At 65.0% G+C, this 20,619-nt stretch carries 19 protein-coding genes and 1 tRNA gene; 17 read left to right on the plus strand and 3 right to left on the minus strand.

What is annotated here, in order from left to right; translation table 11 throughout:
• The first annotated feature begins 109 nt into the window (after positions 1–109).
• From EJO69_RS09120 to EJO69_RS09130, 3 genes are all read left to right on the plus strand, one after another.
• On the plus strand, positions 110–298 hold the full coding sequence (locus EJO69_RS09120) for a DUF4244 domain-containing protein (RefSeq protein WP_126041193.1): 189 nt from the start codon (positions 110–112) through the stop codon (positions 296–298).
• Between the two features lie 84 nt (positions 299–382).
• Positions 383–706 (plus strand): TadE family type IV pilus minor pilin, encoded by a 324-nt coding sequence (locus EJO69_RS09125; RefSeq protein WP_126041195.1) that lies wholly within the window; start codon positions 383–385, stop codon positions 704–706.
• Positions 703–1,050, plus strand: a complete 348-nt coding sequence (locus EJO69_RS09130; RefSeq protein ID WP_164519925.1) for an Rv3654c family TadE-like protein — start codon at positions 703–705, stop codon at positions 1,048–1,050. The genes EJO69_RS09125 and EJO69_RS09130 overlap by 4 nt, the downstream gene beginning before the upstream one ends.
• On the opposite strand, the gene EJO69_RS09135 is transcribed toward EJO69_RS09130, so the two are convergent.
• Positions 1,026–3,398 (minus strand): DEAD/DEAH box helicase, encoded by a 2,373-nt coding sequence (locus EJO69_RS09135; protein WP_126041199.1) that lies wholly within the window; start codon positions 3,396–3,398, stop codon positions 1,026–1,028. The genes EJO69_RS09130 and EJO69_RS09135 overlap by 25 nt on opposite strands.
• A 198-nt stretch (positions 3,399–3,596) precedes the next feature.
• On the opposite strand from EJO69_RS09135, the gene EJO69_RS09140 reads away from it, so the two are divergent.
• Positions 3,597–5,444: a ribonucleoside triphosphate reductase gene (locus tag EJO69_RS09140; protein WP_126041200.1), complete on the plus strand. Its 1,848-nt coding sequence runs from the start codon at positions 3,597–3,599 to the stop codon at positions 5,442–5,444.
• Entirely contained in the window at positions 5,441–6,166 is a 726-nt protein-coding gene (locus EJO69_RS09145) for an anaerobic ribonucleoside-triphosphate reductase activating protein (RefSeq protein WP_126041202.1), read from the plus strand. The genes EJO69_RS09140 and EJO69_RS09145 overlap by 4 nt, the downstream gene beginning before the upstream one ends.
• 1 nt (position 6,167) lies before the next feature.
• Here EJO69_RS09145 and EJO69_RS09150 read toward each other — a convergent pair whose 3' ends face one another.
• Entirely contained in the window at positions 6,168–7,574 is a 1,407-nt protein-coding gene (locus tag EJO69_RS09150; RefSeq protein ID WP_211331406.1) for an MFS transporter, read from the minus strand.
• Between the two features lie 121 nt (positions 7,575–7,695).
• Here EJO69_RS09150 and EJO69_RS09155 point away from each other — a divergent pair, with 121 nt between their 5' ends.
• The 9 genes from EJO69_RS09155 to EJO69_RS09195 all read left to right on the plus strand — a co-directional run bounded on the left by EJO69_RS09155 (position 7,696) and on the right by EJO69_RS09195 (position 18,091).
• The gene (locus tag EJO69_RS09155) at positions 7,696–8,265 is read left to right on the plus strand and encodes a DUF7059 domain-containing protein (RefSeq protein WP_126041204.1); all 570 of its coding nucleotides are present in this window, start codon (positions 7,696–7,698) and stop codon (positions 8,263–8,265) included.
• A gap of 75 nt (positions 8,266–8,340) precedes the next feature.
• Positions 8,341–9,327, plus strand: a complete 987-nt coding sequence (locus EJO69_RS09160; protein ID WP_126038221.1) for an IS481 family transposase — start codon at positions 8,341–8,343, stop codon at positions 9,325–9,327.
• 58 nt (positions 9,328–9,385) lie between these two features.
• Entirely contained in the window at positions 9,386–10,258 is an 873-nt protein-coding gene (locus tag EJO69_RS09165; RefSeq protein WP_126041206.1) for a class I SAM-dependent methyltransferase, read from the plus strand.
• Between the two features lie 99 nt (positions 10,259–10,357).
• Positions 10,358–13,129, plus strand: a complete 2,772-nt coding sequence (gene topA, locus EJO69_RS09170) for a type I DNA topoisomerase (RefSeq protein ID WP_126041208.1) — start codon at positions 10,358–10,360, stop codon at positions 13,127–13,129.
• Entirely contained in the window at positions 13,126–13,731 is a 606-nt protein-coding gene (gene tmk / locus EJO69_RS09175; protein WP_126041210.1) for a dTMP kinase, read from the plus strand. The genes topA and tmk overlap by 4 nt, the downstream gene beginning before the upstream one ends.
• A complete protein-coding gene (locus EJO69_RS09180) occupies positions 13,715–14,863 on the plus strand; it encodes a DNA polymerase III subunit delta' (RefSeq protein ID WP_126041212.1) in 1,149 nt (382 codons plus the stop codon). Before tmk ends, EJO69_RS09180 begins: the two co-directional genes overlap by 17 nt.
• A 41-nt stretch (positions 14,864–14,904) precedes the next feature.
• A complete protein-coding gene (locus EJO69_RS09185) occupies positions 14,905–16,440 on the plus strand; it encodes an alpha/beta hydrolase (RefSeq protein WP_126041214.1) in 1,536 nt (511 codons plus the stop codon).
• Between the two features lie 100 nt (positions 16,441–16,540).
• Positions 16,541–16,613 (plus strand) — tRNA-Thr (locus EJO69_RS09190).
• 335 nt (positions 16,614–16,948) lie between these two features.
• A complete protein-coding gene (locus EJO69_RS09195; RefSeq protein ID WP_281272837.1) occupies positions 16,949–18,091 on the plus strand; it encodes an IS1249 family transposase in 1,143 nt (380 codons plus the stop codon).
• Positions 18,092–18,135: 44 nt separating this feature from the next.
• Here EJO69_RS09195 and EJO69_RS12350 read toward each other — a convergent pair whose 3' ends face one another.
• On the minus strand, positions 18,136–18,279 hold the full coding sequence (locus EJO69_RS12350; RefSeq protein ID WP_164519926.1) for a hypothetical protein: 144 nt from the start codon (positions 18,277–18,279) through the stop codon (positions 18,136–18,138).
• 211 nt (positions 18,280–18,490) lie between these two features.
• On the opposite strand from EJO69_RS12350, the gene EJO69_RS09200 reads away from it, so the two are divergent.
• The 3 genes from EJO69_RS09200 to EJO69_RS09210 all read left to right on the plus strand — a co-directional run bounded on the left by EJO69_RS09200 (position 18,491) and on the right by EJO69_RS09210 (position 20,330).
• On the plus strand, positions 18,491–18,679 hold the full coding sequence (locus tag EJO69_RS09200) for a hypothetical protein (RefSeq protein ID WP_126041218.1): 189 nt from the start codon (positions 18,491–18,493) through the stop codon (positions 18,677–18,679).
• A 387-nt stretch (positions 18,680–19,066) separates the two neighbouring features.
• Positions 19,067–19,576, plus strand: a complete 510-nt coding sequence (locus EJO69_RS09205; protein ID WP_164519927.1) for a helix-turn-helix domain-containing protein — start codon at positions 19,067–19,069, stop codon at positions 19,574–19,576.
• The gene (locus EJO69_RS09210) at positions 19,518–20,330 is read left to right on the plus strand and encodes a DUF3800 domain-containing protein (RefSeq protein WP_245993612.1); all 813 of its coding nucleotides are present in this window, start codon (positions 19,518–19,520) and stop codon (positions 20,328–20,330) included. Before EJO69_RS09205 ends, EJO69_RS09210 begins: the two co-directional genes overlap by 59 nt.
• The last annotated feature ends 289 nt before the right edge of the window (positions 20,331–20,619 follow it).

Genomic DNA, 20,619 nt, shown 5'->3' on the forward strand with positions numbered 1-20,619 from the left:
GAAGGTAATGGGCCTCCACAGGGGTTCTTCGGCCCCGAGACTGTTCCGTGCCGCGGCGCGACATTAGAGGCGTGCCCAATCGGGCGCACGTCAACGAAAGGACAGCACCATGAATCCCACAACTGACCGTGAAGACATCCGCTTCGACGATCCAGAGGCCGGCATGGCGACGGCTGAGTACGCGATCGGCACGGTCGCGGCCACGTCATTCGGCGGCCTCCTCATCTGGATCCTCCAGCAGCCGTGGGTCCGGGAGGCGCTCGAGGGCATCTTCAAGGCCATCTTCTCCGGCTTCTAGACCCCTGCGGCTGGCCGCAGGCTGGCCGCGGAGGCACCGATGAGACAGAGAGAAATGTCAGGAGCAGACGACAGGGAGAGGGGCATGGTGACAGCTGAGCTCGCCATGACCCTGCCCGTCGTCGTCGCAGTGCTCTTTCTCGTGCTCAGCTTCGGCCTCGCGCTCGTCACGCAGCTTCGCGTTGCCGATGCCGCCCGCGAGGCTGCACGTGGCTACGCGATGGAGATGGCGGAGGATGATGTTCGGAGCATCGTCGCCGACCGTGCGGGTGCGGAGGCCTCCATCGAGATGGAGTCAAGCGGCGACGTCATCACCGTCACCGTCACCGCCCCGGTGGGTGGGCCCTGGAGCCTCCTCGACCTCACGGCGGAGTCGTCGATGACTGCGTTCGCGGAGGGACGGCCGTGACCGATGACCGGGAGCGTGGCTCAGGCACGGTCCTCTCCGTCTCCCTCATCGCCGTCCTCGCAGGCGTTGTGCTCGTCCTCGGATCTCTCGCCGCGGGATTCGATGCGAAGCACCTGGCGGACAGTGAGGCAGATTTCGCAGCGCTCGCGGGGGCCAGAACACTCCACGATCCGACAGCCTCCGAAGCTCCCTGCGCGGCGGCTGAACGGGTCCTGCGCGAGGCCGAGCTCATCGCGTGCACGGTGCGCGGCTCCCGCGTTGTCGTCGAGACGCAGAAGACCGTCACCTTCGGCCTCCTGGCATCCTGGACGCTGACGGGTCAGGCGGAGGCGGGGCCGAGATGAGCCATGTCCTCGATGAGTGCTCTCCCGAGGAGGAGGGCGCCGATCTTCGACAATGGCGAATTGCCGTTCCCGCACTTCGGGGACTGGATGCACGAGGGGCATCCCTCTCGGCAGTGGCACGACTCAAGCCTGCTGACCGTTGCTCCCAACCAGGATTCCGCCGCGCGGAATCCGCGCTCCGCACATCCGGAGCCGCCGGGGATCGCGTCATGAATGATGATGGTCGGGCTGGCCGTCTGGGCGTGCATGGCCGTCGAGAGTCCGCCGATGTCCCACCTGTCGCACGTTGCAAACAGGGGAAGCAGGCCGATCGCCGCATGCTCGAGGCCATGGAGCGCGCCCGGGAGGATGTCGGGAGTCAGTCCGACATCAGCACACCTCCGCTCCGACAGGGTCCACCAGCAGCCCTGGGTCGGAAGCTGCCGCAGCGGCATCTCGAGCGGCATTCGGCCGAGGTAGAGACCATCTCGGCTGCGACGCGTGTCGTACCCCGTCACGCGGGAGGCGACGAGCACGTCGCCGAAGGCGAGGATGCCGTGCGGCATCTGCCGCTCCTCGTAGGTCTCGATGATCTCCACCGCCGAGTCGGCGACGGCGAAGGTCCGGATCTCCTCCTCGCGGAACGGCTCGACGACGGCACGCTCGTCGTCGAGGGAGAGGACGATGAACGGTTCGCCCTGATGGATGTAGATCGCGTTCGGATGGACCTGCCGGTCAGCCTGGCCCGCGGACACAGTGCCGAGCAGGGCTCCCGTGGTGACGTCGATGATGGAGATCTCCGCGCCACCTCCGCGGATGTCGACCATGTCATGGGCGGAGACTCCGAGCGCCACATTCCATCGCCACGTGCCGCCCCTGCGGGTGAGCAGGCCAGCCTCGACGAGCTCGTCGAAGTGTTCGGTCGATTCGAAGCCGAAGACGGCCGCATCCGCGGCCGTCAGAGGCAGCTCGGACGCCGCCGCGCAGACCTGCGCAGAGATGACGTATGGATTGCCGGGATCGAACACCTGCGCCTCGATCGGCTGTCCGAGCAGGGTGTCCGCATTCTCGGCGAGGTACTGGTCGAGGGGGTCATCGCGGGCGATGAGGACGCCGATGCCCTCTCTGCCGCTGCGCCCCGCCCGCCCGAGCTGCTGACGGAACGAGGCATGGGTGCCTGGCCACCCGGACATGACGACGGCATCGAGCCCCGAGATGTCGATGCCGAGCTCGAGGGCGTTCGTTGTGGCGAGCGCGCGGATCGTGCCATCTCGCAGACCTGCCTCGAGTTCTCGCCGCTCCTCTGGGAGATAGCCGCCGCGGTAGGCGGCGACGCGGTCGGCGAAGGGAGAGAAGCGCTGTCGCAGAGCATCCTGGACGAGCTGGCTCACGGTCTCGGCACCGGCCCGCGACCTGCTGAAGATGAGGGTCGATGCACCTGCCTCAATCGCCCTCGCGGCGACCTCCGATGCCTCCCTGATGGCGGACCGTCTGGGCGGCTCACGCTGGCCGTCGACGACGAGAACCTCATCGCCGGAGTCGATGGTCGGGATCGGCCGTCCGCGAGCGATGAGGAGGCGAGAGGAGGTCTGGGCGGAGTGATCGGTGTCGACGACGGCGACCAGTTCCCGGTCGACGCCGAGGAATCTCGCGACGGTCGCACCGGGATCGGCCGCCGTGGCGGAGAGGAAGATGACGATGGGGTCGGAGCCGTAGTGTCGCGCGATGCGGAGCATCCGGCGGACGACGAGCGCGACTTGGGCCCCCGTCATGCCGCGGTAGGTGTGGAATTCGTCGATGACGATCGCCGTCAGGCCGGACCACATCCTCGACCATCTGGAGTGCCCTGCCATGAGCGAGAAATGCGCGAAGTCTGGATTCGTCAGAATGAGATCGGCGTGGCTGCGGGCCCACCGCCGCAGCTCGCCGGGAGCATCACCGTCGACAGTCGCGGGTTGGGCTGGACTCCTCGTCGCCGTGATCATTCTGGCCAGAGAGTCGAGCTGGTCTGCCGCGAGAGCTTTGGTGGGGGCGAGATACAGCGCCGTCGGGCGCCTGTGGATATCGGCAAGACTGAGCGACTCGGAGGCGTCTGCGATGGCAGAGAGGATGGGGGCCCAGGCGACGAGGGACTTGCCGGATCCCGTACCGGTCGCGATGACCGTGTGGCGGCGCTGATGAATCGCCTCCATGCCCTCGGCCTGGTGTTCCCACACTCGCGATATGCCGAGCGACGACATGCCCTCCGCGATGCTCGGATGGAGCCACTCCGGCCAGGGCTCGCTCACGCCCGCCCGTGCAGGCGAGACGTGAGTGCCCGCCACCTGATCGGCGGTGAAGCCGTCAAGGATCGCCCCCCAGATGCTCATGCGATCAATGTAGTCCCAGCCGGTGCAATTTTGTCCCGAGGGACCTTCGTCCCATGCCGTGGCGACGTGGATCAGTTAATGAGAAAAACACAAGGGATTGTGGCAATCGGGAGTGTCACCACTACATGTTGTGTTTGGTCGGCGTAGCTTGGGGTCATTCGCGTTCGCCGGTGAGCGCGGGGAGTGGAGGGAAGACCCATGGTTGAGAGACCTGTGAAGAATGTTGACGCTATTGCCACGATCAGCGAGTACCTGGACCGATCGGACTGGCGGGTCAACGCCAATGCCAATCAGGATTATTCGCTCGGTGGCATGGTTCTCAATACGTCCGGCAAGGTGGTCGCCAACTATTGGCTGACCGAGGTGTACTCGCCGGAGGCCGCCACGGCCCATCGCGAGGGTGACGTCCACATCCATGATCTCGACATGCTCTCGGGCTACTGTGCGGGCTGGTCGCTTCGCCAGCTCATCGAGCAGGGGTTCAACGGAGTCCCTGGCGCGATCGCCTCGAAGCCGCCCAGGCACTTCTCGTCCGCCTGCGGGCAGATCGTCAACTTCCTCGGCACGCTTCAGAACGAATGGGCGGGCGCGCAGGCGTTCTCGTCGTTCGACACGTACATGGCGCCCTTCATCCGTCTTGACTCGATGACCTATAGCGAGGTCAAGCAGAGCATGCAGGAGCTCGTCTTCAACCTCAACGTGCCATCCCGCTGGGGCAGCCAGTGCCCGTTCACGAACCTCACCTTCGACTGGACCTGCCCCGAGGATCTCGCGGACACCCAGCCCATGATCGGCGAGGAGATCTGCGACTTCACCTACGGCGATCTCGCCGAGGAGATGGCGATGATCAACCGGGCGTACATGGAGGTCATGATCGAGGGCGATGCCGACGGCCGCGTGTTCACCTTCCCGATCCCGACGTACAACATGACGAAGGATTTTGACTGGGACAGCGACAATGCGGACCTGCTCTTTGAGATGACGGCGAAGTACGGGCTGCCGTACTTCCAGAACTTCATCAACTCCGACCTCGACCCCGGCATGATTCGGTCGATGTGCTGTCGGCTCCAGCTGGACATGCGCGAGCTGCTCAAGCGTGGAAACGGTCTCTTCGGCTCTGCCGAGCTGACAGGTTCGATCGGTGTCGTGACGGTCAATATGGCGCGCCTCGGCTACCTCTACGCGGGTGACGAGGCGGGTCTCATCGGGCGGCTCGACGAGCTTATGGACATGGGGCGAGACACGCTCGAGGCGAAGAGGGCGACGGTCCAGACGCTCATGGACGGCGGCCTCTACCCGTTCTCCCAGCGCTGGCTCGGCACCCTCGACAACCACTTCTCGACCATTGGCGTCAATGGGATGAACGAGATGGTCCGCAACTTCACCCTCGACGAACACGACCTCGCGGATTCGTGGGGTCAGGACATGTGCCTCCGCATCCTCGACCACGTCAACGAGCGCCTCGTCTCCTTCCAGGAGGAGACCGGCAACCTCTACAACCTCGAGGCAACACCAGCCGAAGGGGCGACCTACCGATTCGCGAAAGAGGATGCGAAGAGGTTCCCAACAATCCTGCAGGCGGGCACCGAGGAGAATCCGTACTACACGAACTCTTCGCAGCTGCCGGTCGGCTACACGGATGACGCTTTCGAGGAGCTCCTTCTCCAGGACGAGCTTCAGAAGAAGTACACGGGAGGCACGGTCCTTCACCTGTATATGAACGAGCGGATGAGCTCCGGCGAAGCCTGCAAGCAGCTCGTCAAGAGGTCGCTCACGCGCTTCCGGCTGCCCTATCTGACGATCACGCCGACCTTCTCCATCTGCCCCACCCACGGGTACCTCGCGGGTGAGCACTTCACGTGCGACCGGTGTGCGCAGCAGAACCCCTCAGCGCCCCCGGTCGAGTGCGAGGTGTGGACGCGCGTCATGGGGTACTTCCGGCCTGTCCAGTCCTTCAATATCGGCAAGAAGGGCGAATACGCGGAGCGCGTGATGCTGACCGAGGCGGCCATCGGTTCGCGGCTTCCAGTCGAGTCGGGACGATGACGGCGACGGTCGCGGCGGATCTGTCCATCGCGGGACTCGTCCCGCTGTCGACAGTGGACTGGCCCGGCCAGCTCGCCGCGACCGTCTTCCTCCAGGGATGCCCGTGGTCGTGCGGCTACTGCCAGAATGCCGAGATCCTCGACCCGAGAACCCCGGGAGTCGTTCCGTGGGAGGCGGTGATGAGCCTTCTGTCTCGTCGTGCGGGACTTCTGGATGGTGTCGTCTTCACCGGTGGGGAGGCGACTCGGCAGTCCGCCCTGAGCCCCGCCATCGACGACGTCCGCGACGCTGGCTTCAAAGTTGGTCTGCATACTGCCGGTGCGTACCCGGCGCGACTCGCCGCCGTCATCGATCGCATCACCTGGATCGGGCTCGACATTAAGGCTCTGTCAGAGGATTACGGAGCCGTCGTCGGTGCTGACGCGGGCGCGAAGGCGTGGGACTCCCTCGATATCGTGCTCGCCGCCGATGTCGACTATGAGGTGCGGACGACTGTCCACCCGGGTGCGCCGGCGACGCACCGCTTCGAGGAGCTCGTCCACCGGCTGCGTGCGCGTGGAGTGACGAGCTTCGCCCTTCAGGAGGCCCGACCGACTGGGACGCGCGCACCCTTCCGGGAGGCTGCTGGGACCTGGGACCGGCGTGCGTGGAGTATTCGGTTCCGAGAGATGACGGAGGTCGTCGAACGCGCAGGATTCGACCGGTTCGAGATCCGGGCGTAGCTCAGACCGAGTCTTCGCCCCGGCCGCGAATCGCGTCGTACAGAGCGATGATGAGGGCGAACGTCATGAAAATCATGATGAGGCCGAATCCCCACAGGAGTGCGACGTCGTAGCCCGCCGACACGTGAGAGAAGAACAGTGCGGTGACCGCCGCCGTTCCCATCGCCGTGCCGATTCTCTGTCCCGTCTGCATGATTCCGCCGGCGGTGCCCCCGTAGTTCGGCGGGACCTCCCGCAGGGTGAGCGTCTGATTCGGCGAGGTGATCCAGCCGGCGCCGAAGCCGATCGGAAGGACGCTGACGGTCAGCAGCCACACGGGCGCACCGTTCATGATCGCGAAGGCCGCGGCGACCGTGAGGGCGAGGCCGATCATGTTGAGGACGAGACCGATGACGACGAGCCACCGACCATACCTCATGACGAGCCGGCCACTGACGTACGACGTATAGACCGACAGGATCGCTGCCGGCAGGCCGACCATGCCGGCGATGAGGGCCGTCTGGCCAGCTCCCTCCTGGACGAACTGGGCGATGATGACCCAGATCGTCGTGGTTCCTGCGAAGAAGACGGTGATCATCGCTGTGCCGAGGGTGAAGGACCGGAAACGGAAGAGGGACAGGTTGACCATGGGGGAGCGGCCGACCATCCGGTAGTGCTGTTCCCAGGCGAACCATGAAATGCCGATGATCGCTCCGAGCAGCAGGAACCACCACGCACCCGGATGCTCATCCGCCAGCATGAACGGCAGCATCGTGAACAGCACCGCGAGGCCGAGGAGGATGGCTCCGATCGGATCCAGGTCGTGCTTCATACCCTTTGAGCGGGGTGTCTTCGGCAGCCACATAAGGGCGAGGACTATCGACAGCAGGGAGAGGGGGACGTTGATCCCCATCGTCCACCGCCACCCCACGTCCACAGGGAACCAGCCGATGATCGCGCCACCGAAGACGGGACCGATCGCCACGGCGAAGCCGACGACTGCGCCGAAGATCCCGAAGGCGCGGGCACGGTCCCCACCCCGGTAGTACTGCTGGATGATCCCGGTCGTCTGGGGGTTCATAATGCCAGAGCCGACGCCCATGAAGGCGCGGGCGATATTGAGCACGATGGCGTTGGGCGCGAGCGCGGCGATGAGTGAGAACAGGCCGAAGATGGCGACTCCGGCGATGAAGAGCCGTTCGCGACCGAGGAGGTCGCCGGCCCGACCCGCGGCGACGAGCACGATGCCGAAGGTCAGCGAGTAGCCGGAGAGCACCCACTGGAGGTCGGTCGATGTGGCGCCCAGACCCGCCTGGATCGACGGGAGGGCGACATTGATGATCGACACGGCGACCAGCGCGGTGAAGAGGGATGAGAGCAGGACCACGAGGACCTTCTTGCGCTCCTGCGGGGTCAGCGTTTCGTCCACAACTCGATACCCTAGCCCTCTGCGCTGAACAGTATTCGGTTACTGAGGTGGACGGCACCAAAAATCCGCTACCATGCCGGGTAGTGCAAAGAAATGGTAAAGATTGCGGTTAGGAGTGGCAATGGAACTCTTGGGTCTGGCGGACCGACTGAGGCGCGAGCTCGACGGGTATACGGCCGCCTCCGTGGCAGAGGCCGTGGGCAGGGTCGGGCTGTCGGCCATTGACCGCGAGCAGCGAGCACCCGCAGTCCGGCACGCATGCACCCAGCCCGGGCGTATTCCACTCCTCACGCGGCTCTTCCTGCTCGGGCACCAGCTCTCGGAAGAGGAATACGCGGAGGCGATGCCGACGGTGCCCCTCGAGGAGGCGATCGAGTCCGGTCTCATGACGAGGGACGTCAAGGCGACCATCGCCATCCGCCCCGTCGCCATCCCGGACCGGCACGGCGGCGGGGAACTTCTCATCGCATCCGACCTCGGCCCGCTCCAGGACTGCCTCCCGGCCCACGACCATGTCATGCCCGTCGGCGGGGCAACGAAGACCCTGGCGGCGATGACGGCCTTCGAGCCGGGACAGAGTGTGCTCGACCTGGGTGCGGGATGTGGGTACCACGCCCTCGTCGCGGCACGGTCGGGTGCTAGGTGTACTGACCGGACAGGTTGGTTGAGGCAGTGCGATGACACGCGCTGACTTGTGACGTGAAGGGAGGGCCTTCCGCGGTTGAGTGGGAGTTGCGAAACCAGCACTCCGAGGAAGGCCCTCCGTATGTCCCACGCTAATGCAGCCCTGACCCCTCGCGCCCGTTTGACCGTCGCCCGGCTCGTCGTCGACCAGCAGGTGCCGATTGCCGAGGTCGCGGCTCGGTTCCAATGCTCCTGGCCGACGGTCAAACGCTGGGCCGACCGCTACCGGGCTGGTGAGTCCATGCAGGACCGTTCCTCTCGCCCGAAGACCTCTCCCTACCAGACCCCGCTGAAGATCAGAAGACGAATCGTGAGCCTGCGGCTGCGGCTGCGGGAAGGGCCGGTCCAGCTGGCCGTCCGGGTCGGGCTGGCACCCTCGACCGTTCATCAGATCCTGCGCCACTGCCGGCTGAACCGACTCGCCCATATGGATCGCGCCACCGGGGAGCCGGTGCGCCGCTATGAACACCCCCACCCCGGCTCGATGATTCACGTCGATGTGAAGAAGCTCGGCAACATCCCCGATGGCGGCGGCTGGCGCTTCGTCGGTCGCCAACAGGGAGGCCGCAACCGCATAGCAACGCCGGACAAGGCCCGCAACCACCACCACAACCCGAAGATGGGCCACGCCTTCGTCCACACCGTCATCGATGACTACTCTCGCGTCGCCTACGCCGAAGTCCACAATGATGAAACCGCTCTCACTGCCGTCGGGGTGTTGGAGCGGGCCACAGCCTGGTTCAACACCCGAGGCGTCACCGTCGAAAGAGTGCTCTCCGACAACGGTCCGGCCTACCGCTCGATATTATGGCGCGAAACCTGCGCCAGGCTGAAGATCACAGCAAAACGGACCCGCCCGTACCGACCCCAGACCAACGGGAAGATCGAGCGCTTCCACCGCACCCTGGCAGACGGGTGGGGCTACGCCCGCTGCTACACCTCAGAAACCGAGCGACGAGACGCCCTACCAGGATGGCTGCATCACTATAATCATCACCGACCCCACACAGCCTGCGACAGGCTCGCCCCAATCACCCGCTTAACCAACCTCCCCGGACAGTACAGCTAGGGCCGTCGCCGCCGACATCTCGCGCAGGGCCCTCGACTTCACCGAACTCAACGCGGCGATGGCCGGGCTGACGGTGGAGACGCGTCTCGGCTCGCTCTTCGATTCGTCACCGGAGCGATTCGATCGGATCGTCGCCAACCTGCCCTTCGTCATCACCCCGCCTGCAGTGCGGGAGGTTATCGGCACATACGAGTACCGGGACGCGGGCGCCGACGACGACGAAATCCTTAAGGACGTCCTCGTCAGCATCGGCGACCACCTGGCCCAGGACGGCGTCGCCTGGCTGCTCGGCAATTGGCTCATCGATGCCGAGGTGGACTCCGGTGACTTCGCCGAGGCGTGGGCGAAGCCCGTCGCTGACGCCATCGGCGCCCGCGAGGCGTGGGTCGTGCTGCGGGATGCGGTCGATCCCGCCCAGTACGCGGAGATGTGGCTGAAGGACGTCGGGATCACGGGCTCGGCCTTCTCGATGGCATACTGCCGCTGGCTCAAGAGCATTGAGGCAGGCTCGATCGGTTTCGGCTGCCTCACGCTCGGCGCCGTTGACGGCCCGCAGCGCTTCGAGGACTACCGAGGACCGGTCGGGGACTCGTTCGGGGACGCGTGGCAGAATCGTCGGCTCGCAGCTGCCCCAGAGAACGAGCTCCTCAAGACCCACCTGGTCGGGAACGGTCTTGTCGAGAAGAGGCTCCACACGCCCGGCGTCGCCGACCCGTGGCACATCGCCCTCCTCGGCCTCGGCAGGGAGATTCCCGTCTCGGGAGAGGTCGCGGGCTTCGTCGGGGCATGCGACGGGGAGCTGAGCGCAGGGCAGATCATCGGTGCCCTCTCCGGCCTGCTCGACACTCCGGTGGAGGACATGAGGGCGGCAATTCTGCCCATGGTTCGCGAGCTCATCGGTGCGGGAATGCTGGTGGAACACCGCGGTTAGGGTGAGCCGAGATACCTGGCGTGAGTTGCTGGCGGGGCCTCCACTCCTTATATATTGTGGTCAGTCCCTCCCGAGGGCCCGTCAACCGAAGGAAGTCCATTGACCAAGCTTGTCATCGTCGAGTCCCCCGCCAAGGCGAGGACCATCGGAGCCTACCTGGGCCCCGAGTACGTCGTGGAGGCGTCAATCGGGCACATCAGGGACCTCGCGGAGCCCCGAGACCTTCCTGCGGACATGAAGAAGGGCCCCTACGGGAAATTCGCCGTCAACACCGAGGATGGCTTCGACCCGTACTACATCGTCGATTCGGGCAAGAAGAAGAAGGTGTCCGAGCTCAAGGCGGCGATGAAGGATGCCGACGAGCTCTACCTCGCAACGGATGAGGACCGCGAGGGTGAGGCGATTGCCTGGCACCTCCTTCAGGTCCTCAAGCCGAAGATCCCCGTCAAGCGGATGGTGTTCCACGAGATCACCCGCGAGGCCATCGACCGGGCCCTCGAGAACACCCGTGAGATCGACACCCAGCTGGTCGATGCCCAGGAATCCCGCCGCATCCTCGACCGTCTGTACGGCTACGAGGTCTCGCCAGTGCTTTGGCGCAAGGTCAACCAGGGTCTGTCCGCCGGCCGCGTTCAGTCCGTCGCGACACGGCTCGTCGTCCAGCGTGAGCGTGAGCGTATGGCATTTGTGACAGCCTCCTACTGGGGTGTGCGGGTCAAACTGAGCGGCGGCGACGAGGGGGCTGTCGAAACCTTCAAGGCGCGTCTGTCCAGCCTCGACTCCCGACCTGTCGCCCAGGGCCGGGACTTCGGCGACGACGGCAGGCTGGTCTCCTCGGCGGCCCGCAAGGACGTCGTCGTCCTCGACGAAGAGGCCGCCACCGCGGTCGCGGAGGCGATGAAGGCAGCGCCGGTCGGCGTGACCGGCGTCGAGTCGAAGCCGTCGAAGCGCCGCCCCTCGCCGCCGTTCACGACCTCGACGCTCCAGCAGGAGGCGTCCCGCAAGCTCGGCGTGAACTCCCGCGAGGCCATGAGCACGGCCCAGCAGCTGTACGAGAACGGTTTCATCACCTACATGCGTACCGACTCGGTCGACCTGTCGAAGGAGGCCATCGCCGCCGCACGCTCGCAGGTCAAGGAGCGCTACGGCGCGGAGTACGTGCCCGATAAGCCCCGCTTCTACTCGAAGAAGGCGAAGGGCGCGCAGGAGGCCCACGAGGCCATCCGTCCCGCCGGCGATACCTTCCGGACCCCGGAGCAGGTGCGGTCCTCGCTCAACCCCGCACAGTTCAAGATGTACGAGCTGATCTGGAAGCGCACGCTCGCGTCCCAGATGGCGGATGCGAACCTGCTGACGGTCTCCGTGCAGATGGCGTCGACCATCGACTCCGCCGGTTTCAGCCGCGCAGGTCTCACTGCCTCGGGCACCGTCGTCACGTTCCCCGGATTCCTCGCTGTCTACGAGGAGGGCCGCGACAAGTCGCGCCACGAGGAGAAGGACGGCGAGTCGAGGCTCCCAGACCTGCACGAGGGGGATGTCGTCGACGTCCTCGAATCGATCGCCGAAGGCCACGAGACGAACCCGCCGCCCCGGTACACGGATGCGTCGCTTGTCCAGAAGCTCGAAGAGCTCGGCATCGGCCGACCCTCGACGTACGCCTCGACCATCTCCGTCATCAACGACCGCGGATACGTCGAGCGCCGCGGCCAGGCCATGATCCCGACGTGGACCGCGTTCTCCGTCGTCCGCCTCCTCGAGGAGAACCTGCCCGGCTACGTCGACTACGACTTCACGGCGCAGATGGAGGGGGAGCTCGACTCGATCGCCCGGGGTGATGCCGACCGGGTCGCGTACCTCAAGAGCTTCTACTTCGGGGACGATGACCGTCGGGGGCTGCTCCACGATGTCGAGAACCTCGGCGAGATCGACGCCCGCGCGCTCAACACCGTCCCGATCGGCGACGGCATCGAGCTGCGCGTCGGACGGTTCGGTCCCTACGTGCAGAAGCAGGAGGGCGAGGGTGACCCGATCCGTGCGAGCATCCCCGAGGATGTCGCCCCGGACGAGCTGACGATCGAGAAGGCGCGGGAGCTTCTCGAGCAGGGCAGGGAGGACGGCCGCGTCCTCGGCGTTCACCCCGAGACCGGACTTGAGCTGACCGCCAAGAATGGCCGCTTCGGTCCCTACATCCTCGAAGAGTTGCCCGCCGATGCCCCGAAGGGCGCCAAGCCGCGCACCGCATCCCTGTTCAAGTCGATGAACCTTGCGACCGTCACCCTCGACCAGGCCGTCCAGCTTATCGAGCTTCCCCGCGTCGTCGGCAAGGACGCGGAGGGCATCGAGGTCCTCGCGACGACCGGACGCTACGGCCCGTACATCAAGAAGGGCTCCGAATCGCGCAGCCTCGAGAATGACGATCAGATCCTCACCATCACCCTCGAAGAGGCCGAGAAGCTACTCGCCCAGCCGAAGAGCCGCGGCCGCGCCGCGGCCGCGGGCCCGCTCAAGGAGCTCGGTGAGGACCCGGTCTCCAAGCAGCCGGTCGTCCTCAAGAACGGCAGGTTCGGGCCCTACGTGACGGACGGCGAGCTCAATGCCTCCCTCAGGGTGGCCGACTCCATCGAGACGATCACGAACGAGCGCGCCTACGAGCTGCTCGAGCTCCGGCGCGAATACCTGAAGAACAATCCGAAGAAGTCGCGGAAGGCACCGGCGAAGAAGAGCACCGCGAAGTCGACGAAGTCGACGACGAGGAAGTCCGCAGCCGCCAAGAAGAGCACGACCACCAAGAAGAGCACGACCACCGCGAAGACCTCGACGGTGAAGAAGCCCGCCGCCAAGAGGACGACGACGAAGAAGGCGGGTTCGTGACGGGACTCTTCATCTCCTTCGAGGGAGGGGACGGAACAGGCAAGACCACCCAGATCGCCCGCCTGGCCGAGCACCTCAGGGCCGAGGGCGCCGAGGTGGTCACCACTCGCGAGCCCGGCGGGACCGAGCTCGGGCGGGAGATCCGGCAGGCTCTCCTCCACGGCGAGGACCTGTCTCCCCGGACGGAGGCGCTCCTCTATTCGGCCGACCGGGCACACCACGTCGCGACGGTCATCCGTCCCGCCCTCGACCGCGGCGCCACGGTCATCACCGATCGGTTCGTCGACTCGTCGGTCGCCTACCAGGGATCGGCTCGGGAACTCGGCATCGACGAGATCCGTTCGCTCAACGACTGGGCGGTCGGTGGGCTCGTGCCCGATCTGACCTTCCTGCTCGACCTCGACCCCGCCGTCGGGGCGGCCCGCCTCAATCGGGAGAAGGACCGCCTCGAATCGGCCGGCGACGACTTCCACAGACAGGTGCGCCAGACGTTCCTCGAGATGGCGGAGGCAGAGCCGGATCGTTTCGTCGTCATCGACGCGAGCCGATCGATCGACGAGATCGCTGCGGATGTCAGGGCAGGCTATGAGCGTCTTCGATGACCTTGCGGGACAGGACGCCGCGATAGCAGTCCTCACGCGGGCCGCCGAGGCGTCCCGCACCGGCACGGCCGGGATGACGCACTCGTGGCTCTTCACCGGCCCGCCCGGCTCCGGCAGGAGCACCGCGGCCACCGCCTTCGCCGCGGCACTCCAATGCACAGGTGATGAGGTCGGCTGCGGGGAGTGCGAGGGGTGCACCCTCGTCCTGGCCGGCTCCCACCCGGATGTGGAGACGCTCGCCTCGGAGGTCACGACGATCTCGGTGGCGTCCGTCCGCGAGCTTGTCTCCCGAGCGCAGGCGACGCCCACGCTCGGGGCGTGGCGCGTCCTCATCGTCAAGGAGGCCGACAGGATGCTGGAGCGGACGACGAACGTCCTGCTCAAGGCAATTGAGGAGCCCCCGCCGCGAACGGTATGGATCCTGTGCACGCCCTCGCCGCGCGACGTGCTGACGACCATCCGGTCCCGGTGCCGCGGACTCAACCTTGTCATTCCCACGGCCGAGAAGGTGGCCGAGCTGCTCGTCCGCCGCGACGGCATCGATCCCGAACGCGCCCTCATCGCCGCCCGCGCTGCCCAGTCCCATGTGGGCGCCGCGAAGGCATTGGCAACAGACCCCGAGGCGCGCGAGCGCCGCGAGCAGAACCTGCGGGGAGCGTACGGTGTGCGGACAACCGGTGACGCTGTCATCGCTGCCAAGGCCCTCGTCGACCGCGCGGAGGCGCAGGCGAAGAGCACCGGCAGCGACCGCGGTGAGCGGGAGGAGGCCGAGCTGCGCAGAACGCTTGGCCTGACGCCGGACGAGCGGGTGCCGCCGCAGATGCAGGGGCAGTTCAAGGCGATCGCGGATGCGGCGAAGAAGCGTGAGACGCGGCAGAAGCGGGATGCACTCGACCGGGCGCTCATCGACCTGCTGTCCTTCTACCGCGACGTCCTCATCGTCCAGCTCAATGCCGGAACCGACTTGGTCAACATGGATTTCGTCAGCGAGATCGGCGAGATCGCCGACTCTCTGACAGCCCCGAGAACGATTGAGATCCTCGACCAGATCTCGCTGGCCCGGGAGCGCATCAGCGCGAACGTCGCGCCACTGCTTGCCGTGGAGGCCATGATGGTCTCCCTCCGCCGCTGAGCCGCTCGCGCCGCACGGCCCGACTGGTCTAACCTGAAGCCGTGAAACGAACTCTCGCGGCCCTCGCCTCCCTCGCGCTCCTCCTCGGCGCCTGCTCGTCGACAGCCGAGGAGACGGCCTCCGACACGGCGGACTCACCCGTGCCGACACAGCCGGCCCCCGCAGGGTTGGAGGAGTTCTACAACCAGAGTCTCGAGTGGGGCGAGTGCATGGACGGGACGTCCGCCGAGGCCGAGTGCGCGAAGGTGAGGGTTCCGCTCGATTACGAGGATCCGAGCGAAGCGACGATCGACATTGCCGTCCTCCGAATTCCGGCTGGCGGCGAGGCGCAGGGCTCGCTCGTCGTCAACCCGGGCGGCCCGGGTGCGTCGGGGATGGACATGGCCGACAGCGCGGGCGCCTACTTCAGCCGCGACCTCGTCGAGTCTTACGACATCATCGGCTTCGACCCCCGCGGCGTCGGTGAGTCGGCCCCCGTCGACTGCCTGCCCGACGAGGAGCTCGGCGACCTCCTCGATAGGGCCTACCCGGACACCCCCGAGGGCGAGGCGGAGGCCCTGAGGGACACGAAGACGATCATCAGCAGCTGCACGAAGGCCAGCGGCCACCTGCTCGAGCACCTGAGTACGATCAACACCGCGCGCGACATGGACATTATGCGAGCCGCCCTCGGCGAGCCGCACCTCGACTACCTCGGCTTCTCCTACGGCACCCACCTCGGCGGCCAGTACGCCGACCTGTTCCCGGAGAACGTCGGCCGCATGGTCCTCGATGGGGCCATCGACCCGGCGATCTCGTCCCTCGACTCGTCGTACTTCCAGGCGGTCGGCTTCGAGAAGGCGCTGGAGGCCTACCTCGAGTACTGCCTCGAGGACGAGGATTGCCCGCTCGAGGCGGGCACGGTCGACGAGGCGAAGGCGCACCTGCAGTCCGAGATCGAGGCGAGCCTCGAGAGCCCGATCCCTACGAGCATCGACGACCGCTCAGTCAATCCGGCGATCTTCTACACGGGCATCGCTACCACCCTCTACTCGGAGGACACGTGGCCCTTCCTCACGGAGGCGCTGCGGATGGCGATCGAGGACGGCGACGGGACGCTGCTGCTGACATTCAACGACCTCATGCTGGGCCGGGATACCTTCAGCGGCGAGTTCATGGATAACTCGCTGGAGGCCCGGTGGGCGATCAACTGCCGGGACTTCCCCGCGGAAACGAACGCGGCCGCAGTCGAGGCGAATGACGCCCGGTTGAACGAGGACGCCCCGACTTTCGCCCCCTTCTTCGAGGGCGGGGACATCTTCTGTGCCGGGTGGCCGTACACGGCCGACGAGGTGCCAGGACCGTTCGTCGCCGAAGGCTCCAACCCGATCGTCGTCATCGGCACCGAAGGAGACCCCGCCACCCCGTACGAGGCCTCCGTCAACCTGGCCGAGCAGCTCGAGAACGGCATCCTCGTCACATGGGAGGGCGAAGGCCACACCGCCTACGGCACGGCGGGGGAGTGCATCGATGACGCGGTCGACCGCTACTTCATCGACGGCGAGCTTCCCGAGGATGGCCTGAGGTGCCCCGCATAGGTCAGAAGCTGGGCCTTCAGTCGGTGCCGTGGTGAGCGTCATAGGATCCTATTTGAAAACGCGCGCCCGGCTTCGGTAGGCTCGTCCTGCTGATATCAGCGCCGCCTTAGCTCAGTCGGTAGAGCGATTCACTCGTAATGAATAGGTCAAGAGTTCGATTCTCTTAGGCGGCTCCGAAAGAAATCCCCACCACATCAACAAAAGATGTGAGTGGGTTTTCTCTTTCACGGCACTAGATCGGGGCTTATAGGACATTTCGTGTTGGTTTGACCCTGATCTTTTGTTGCTGTGCCGCCATTAGGCCGGTGTTGAAGTTCGTGCGGCTGAACTTGATGGGTGGACATTTCGTGTTGGCTTGACCCCGACCTTTGGTTGCTTTGACGCGGAAAAGTGGGGGTTGAAGTTGGTTTCACGGGGCCGGCTTATAGGACATTTCGTGTTGGTTTGATCCCGACTTTTCGGCGCGTTCTCACCGAAAAGGCCGGGTCCAAGTTGCCTGATAGGAAGGGTGAACACTCCTTATTGCCGCCCGTGCGAGCAGGCGATGACACGCTATGGAAAGACCAGTACGGGACGTCAGCGCTACCGCTGTGCCGGGTGCAGGACGAGTCGCGTAGCGGCGATCGACACCTCCGCGAAAGACTTCGCCCTGTTCTTGTCCTTTCTGTTTTCCCGCCAGCGCCAGCGAGACCTGCCCGGGGCGGGACGGACCTTCCGTCGGCGCACCGCACGGTTCTGGCAGCTGTGGCCCACCCCCGAGGTGGTCGACGAGGTCCACCGGGTGATCTACGTCGATGGGATCCACCTCGGACGCAGCGCCGTGATCCTGATCGCCTCCACCGACACCCATGTCGTGGGCTGGTACCTCGCACGCAGCGAACACAGCCAGGCCTGGGGTGCGCTGCTGGCCCGGATCGCACCGCCACAGGTAGTGGTCACCGATGGTGGATCAGGCTTTGCCAAAGCCCGCCGGGCGCACTGGCCCACCACGAAGGTCCAGCGCTGTACGTTCCATGCTTTCAGCCAGGTGCGTCGCCAGACCACGACCCGGCCCCGCACTCAGGCCGGAGTGGAACTCTACGGCCTGGCTAGAGCGCTGCTCCACGTCCGCGATAACACCGGGGCCGCGGCATGGCTGGCCGCTTACACCCAATGGCGCGCCACATGGGAGGCCTTCCTGGCTGAGCGCACTCGACTCGCCACGGGGCAGGTCGTACTCACTCACCAGCGTCTGGTCACGGCCCGCTCAGCCCTCGATACGCTGATCCGGACCAAGACCTTGTTCACCTACGTCGATCCCGCCAACTTCCCGGTCGGCGCCTACCTGCACATGCCACTGCCAGCGACGAATAACCGGATCGAGGGTGGGATCAACACTCAACTGCGGGCCCTGCTACGCGATCACCGCGGGATGAGCCTGGACAGGCGGATCAAAGCGATCATGTGGTGGTGCTACATGCACACTGAATACCCTGCCAGTCCCGCACGCATCCTCAGGACCATGCCCACCGACACCCAGATCCAGGCCTACTACCGAGCTGCGGCCAGCCGCGGCGAACACGCCCGGGACATCGGCCTGCCGGGCATCGGCACCGCAGCCGTCTGGAACGAGCTGCACCACTCGACCAGCTACATCACAACCTGGGACTGACACCCCTCCGATCGAACAAAACCAACACATTTTGTCCTATAAGCCTAGATCGGCTCCTGGTAGCCATTGTGGTAGCCATGGCGCTCCGGCGCCACATTCCGCGTAGCCACCGCCTCCGGGTCATACTCGTCCTGCCGGGCGTGGAAGCGGGCCTTCGCCTCCACCGCAACGTCACAGAGCCGCGCCACGTCCGGCGTCGGCTCCATCCCTTGTAGTATCGTGTGATCTTCGTCAAGCCGAAGGGTCCCCATCAGCGCGCCCAGTAGTCGAGCATCGTCTGTCTGTCCGTGCCCTCGATCGTCGCCGCGGGCCGGGACGGTTGACAAGTGGGTATAACCGGCATGATTACACGGCTGTCAGACGTCGCGATAGCCTGCTCTTAAGCGAAGAGGAGGTGACATGGAGAACTGGAAACTCACTTATGACGGCAAGGAATACTGGGTGACCAAGGAAGCGGCACAGGAACTACGAGATGCGGATACGTCCGGTGAAGCCGGGCCGGCATGGTTTGGTGTTCGAACATCTGCTGAGCGGTGGCTACATATTCGCTTGACTCATGGCGTCGGTATGACTCTTGAGGAGTTCTGAGGGTCTGGGAATCTCTGGCTTTGAGCCCTTGATACACGTAAAGCGCCCCACCATCCCGTAGGAAGGTGGGGCGCTAAGTGGTGTGGCCGTGGCTAGTCTAGGTCAGAGTCGTGCGGGGAGTCGGACGGTGAGATGGCCCGCGAGCCAGATCGCCGACTGCTCGGCCTGCTGGTTGGTGAGGGTCGCGTGGGCGACGAGGATCCCGGCCGTGTCGGCGGGTGCCCAGGCCAGGTTCGTTGGGAGGGACCTCCAGCCTTTGCCCCACTCTGACCGGTGTCATTGACGATCGCGTCCCATGCGGCTACATCCGTCGTGTCCCTTTATTTTGTGAATGGCCCGTTTACAATGGCGTATACACGCGCAACAGGGAAGAGGGAAACTCGGCCTATGAACGACATGCCAGAACCGTGGAGTAGCGCAGCCAGCAACGTTGGACTGAACTCTTACCGCAAGATCGCTGATGCCGCCGGCTTGTCCCCTGCCACGGTGTACCGCATCTTCGCAGGGCATCGCCGTTCTGTTCACCCCGACACTATCGCTGGCCTGGCACGTGCCCTGCGTGTGGACGAGTCCTGGGTATCCGAACAGCTCGGCATGGGCCAGCAGACGATCCAGCCCTATACGCCACCGGCCGAGGCGGACATGCTCACTCAACGCGAACGCGCAGCAGTCGACGAACTCATCCGCCTCCTCGTCATGCCACGCCAAACCGCAGGCGCCATGCGTCTCGGCGATACCATTCTCCCCACCACCCCGGATGCGGTCGCGTCTTACGAGATCGCCCGCGCCAAGCTCGCCGAGGTCGAACAAGCCGACTACATGCCGGCGGCGTCACCGCATGAACAACCGGACCCCCACAACGGTGTGGAAGAAGATGGTCAGGGTGGCAATGAGTAGGGCTGGAGGAGCTCGCGTCTCGGCCAATAGGACCCGGACACGGCGGCGGCTGTCGACTATCTACATCGACGAATCTGGAAGCAGGAATTCACGCGGAGGATTCTTCGTCGTCGGCTTTGTCAAAGCTCGAGACTCGCACCAGCTGGCGCGGTCCATCAGGCACATTCGGCAAAAGCATCATTATCACGACGAGATCAAGTTCTCGTCCATCCAGAACGGCTCCTTGCTCTTCTATTTCGACGTCGTGGAATGCCTCGCCGCCGCTGACGTTAGAGTGGGAGGGTCCGTCTACGACGCCGCCGCAGGATTTGAAGCTGACCTTCCGACATGGGAGCAACAGGCGCGCATGGCACGCCGGCTTGTTCAGGGGAACACCAACAAAGACGAGAACATCATCGTCTTCTTAGATCTGGTGCAGACGCCTCAAGGGGAGACTGTGTCTGGTCGCGTGAAGAGGCAGGTGAATCAACGTTTGAAGGGGAACCCGATTGTCGAAGCATATGACGTCGACTCGCGGGCAATGGATCTTGTGCAGCTCGCCGATCTTGTCGCAGGCTCCATCCGGCTAGGTAGAGCGAAAGACCCGGCACCAGAAGGGAAGCGCGACTCCGCCAAGATGAAGGTGGCAATGAGGTTCCGGCGCGCTTTCGAGCTCGATTCGTTTGAAGATGTGAAGGCAGGAAAGGTCAATATTTTGACCATGGGTGACCTAGTCGATGCCGAGCCGATCCCCGGATTAGTTGACAATTTGTAGACTCGTGGCGAGAATTGAGCTGTTAGTGGCCTTGGCCTAACCCGCCAGCACCCATCTAACCCAGTCGCGAGTGGTACTCGCTTCTAGGATCGCGCATATAGGTTTTGCGCTTACACACGTATACGTTCTGCCCTTCCGTCTGGAGGGGCAGAACTTTTTTATTTGGTCCGCTTCGGCACATACGCGTGTGACTGAATCTGATCTCATCGCCGCCCTCGAAGTGGCGGGTGTGCATGTGGTCTTTCTGCCGTACCCAAGGCCTGGTGTCTACTGGCATGCTAAGCGGTTG

This window comes from Flaviflexus salsibiostraticola (assembly GCF_003952265.1).
Taxonomy (GTDB): Bacteria; Actinomycetota; Actinomycetes; order Actinomycetales; family Actinomycetaceae; genus Flaviflexus; species Flaviflexus salsibiostraticola.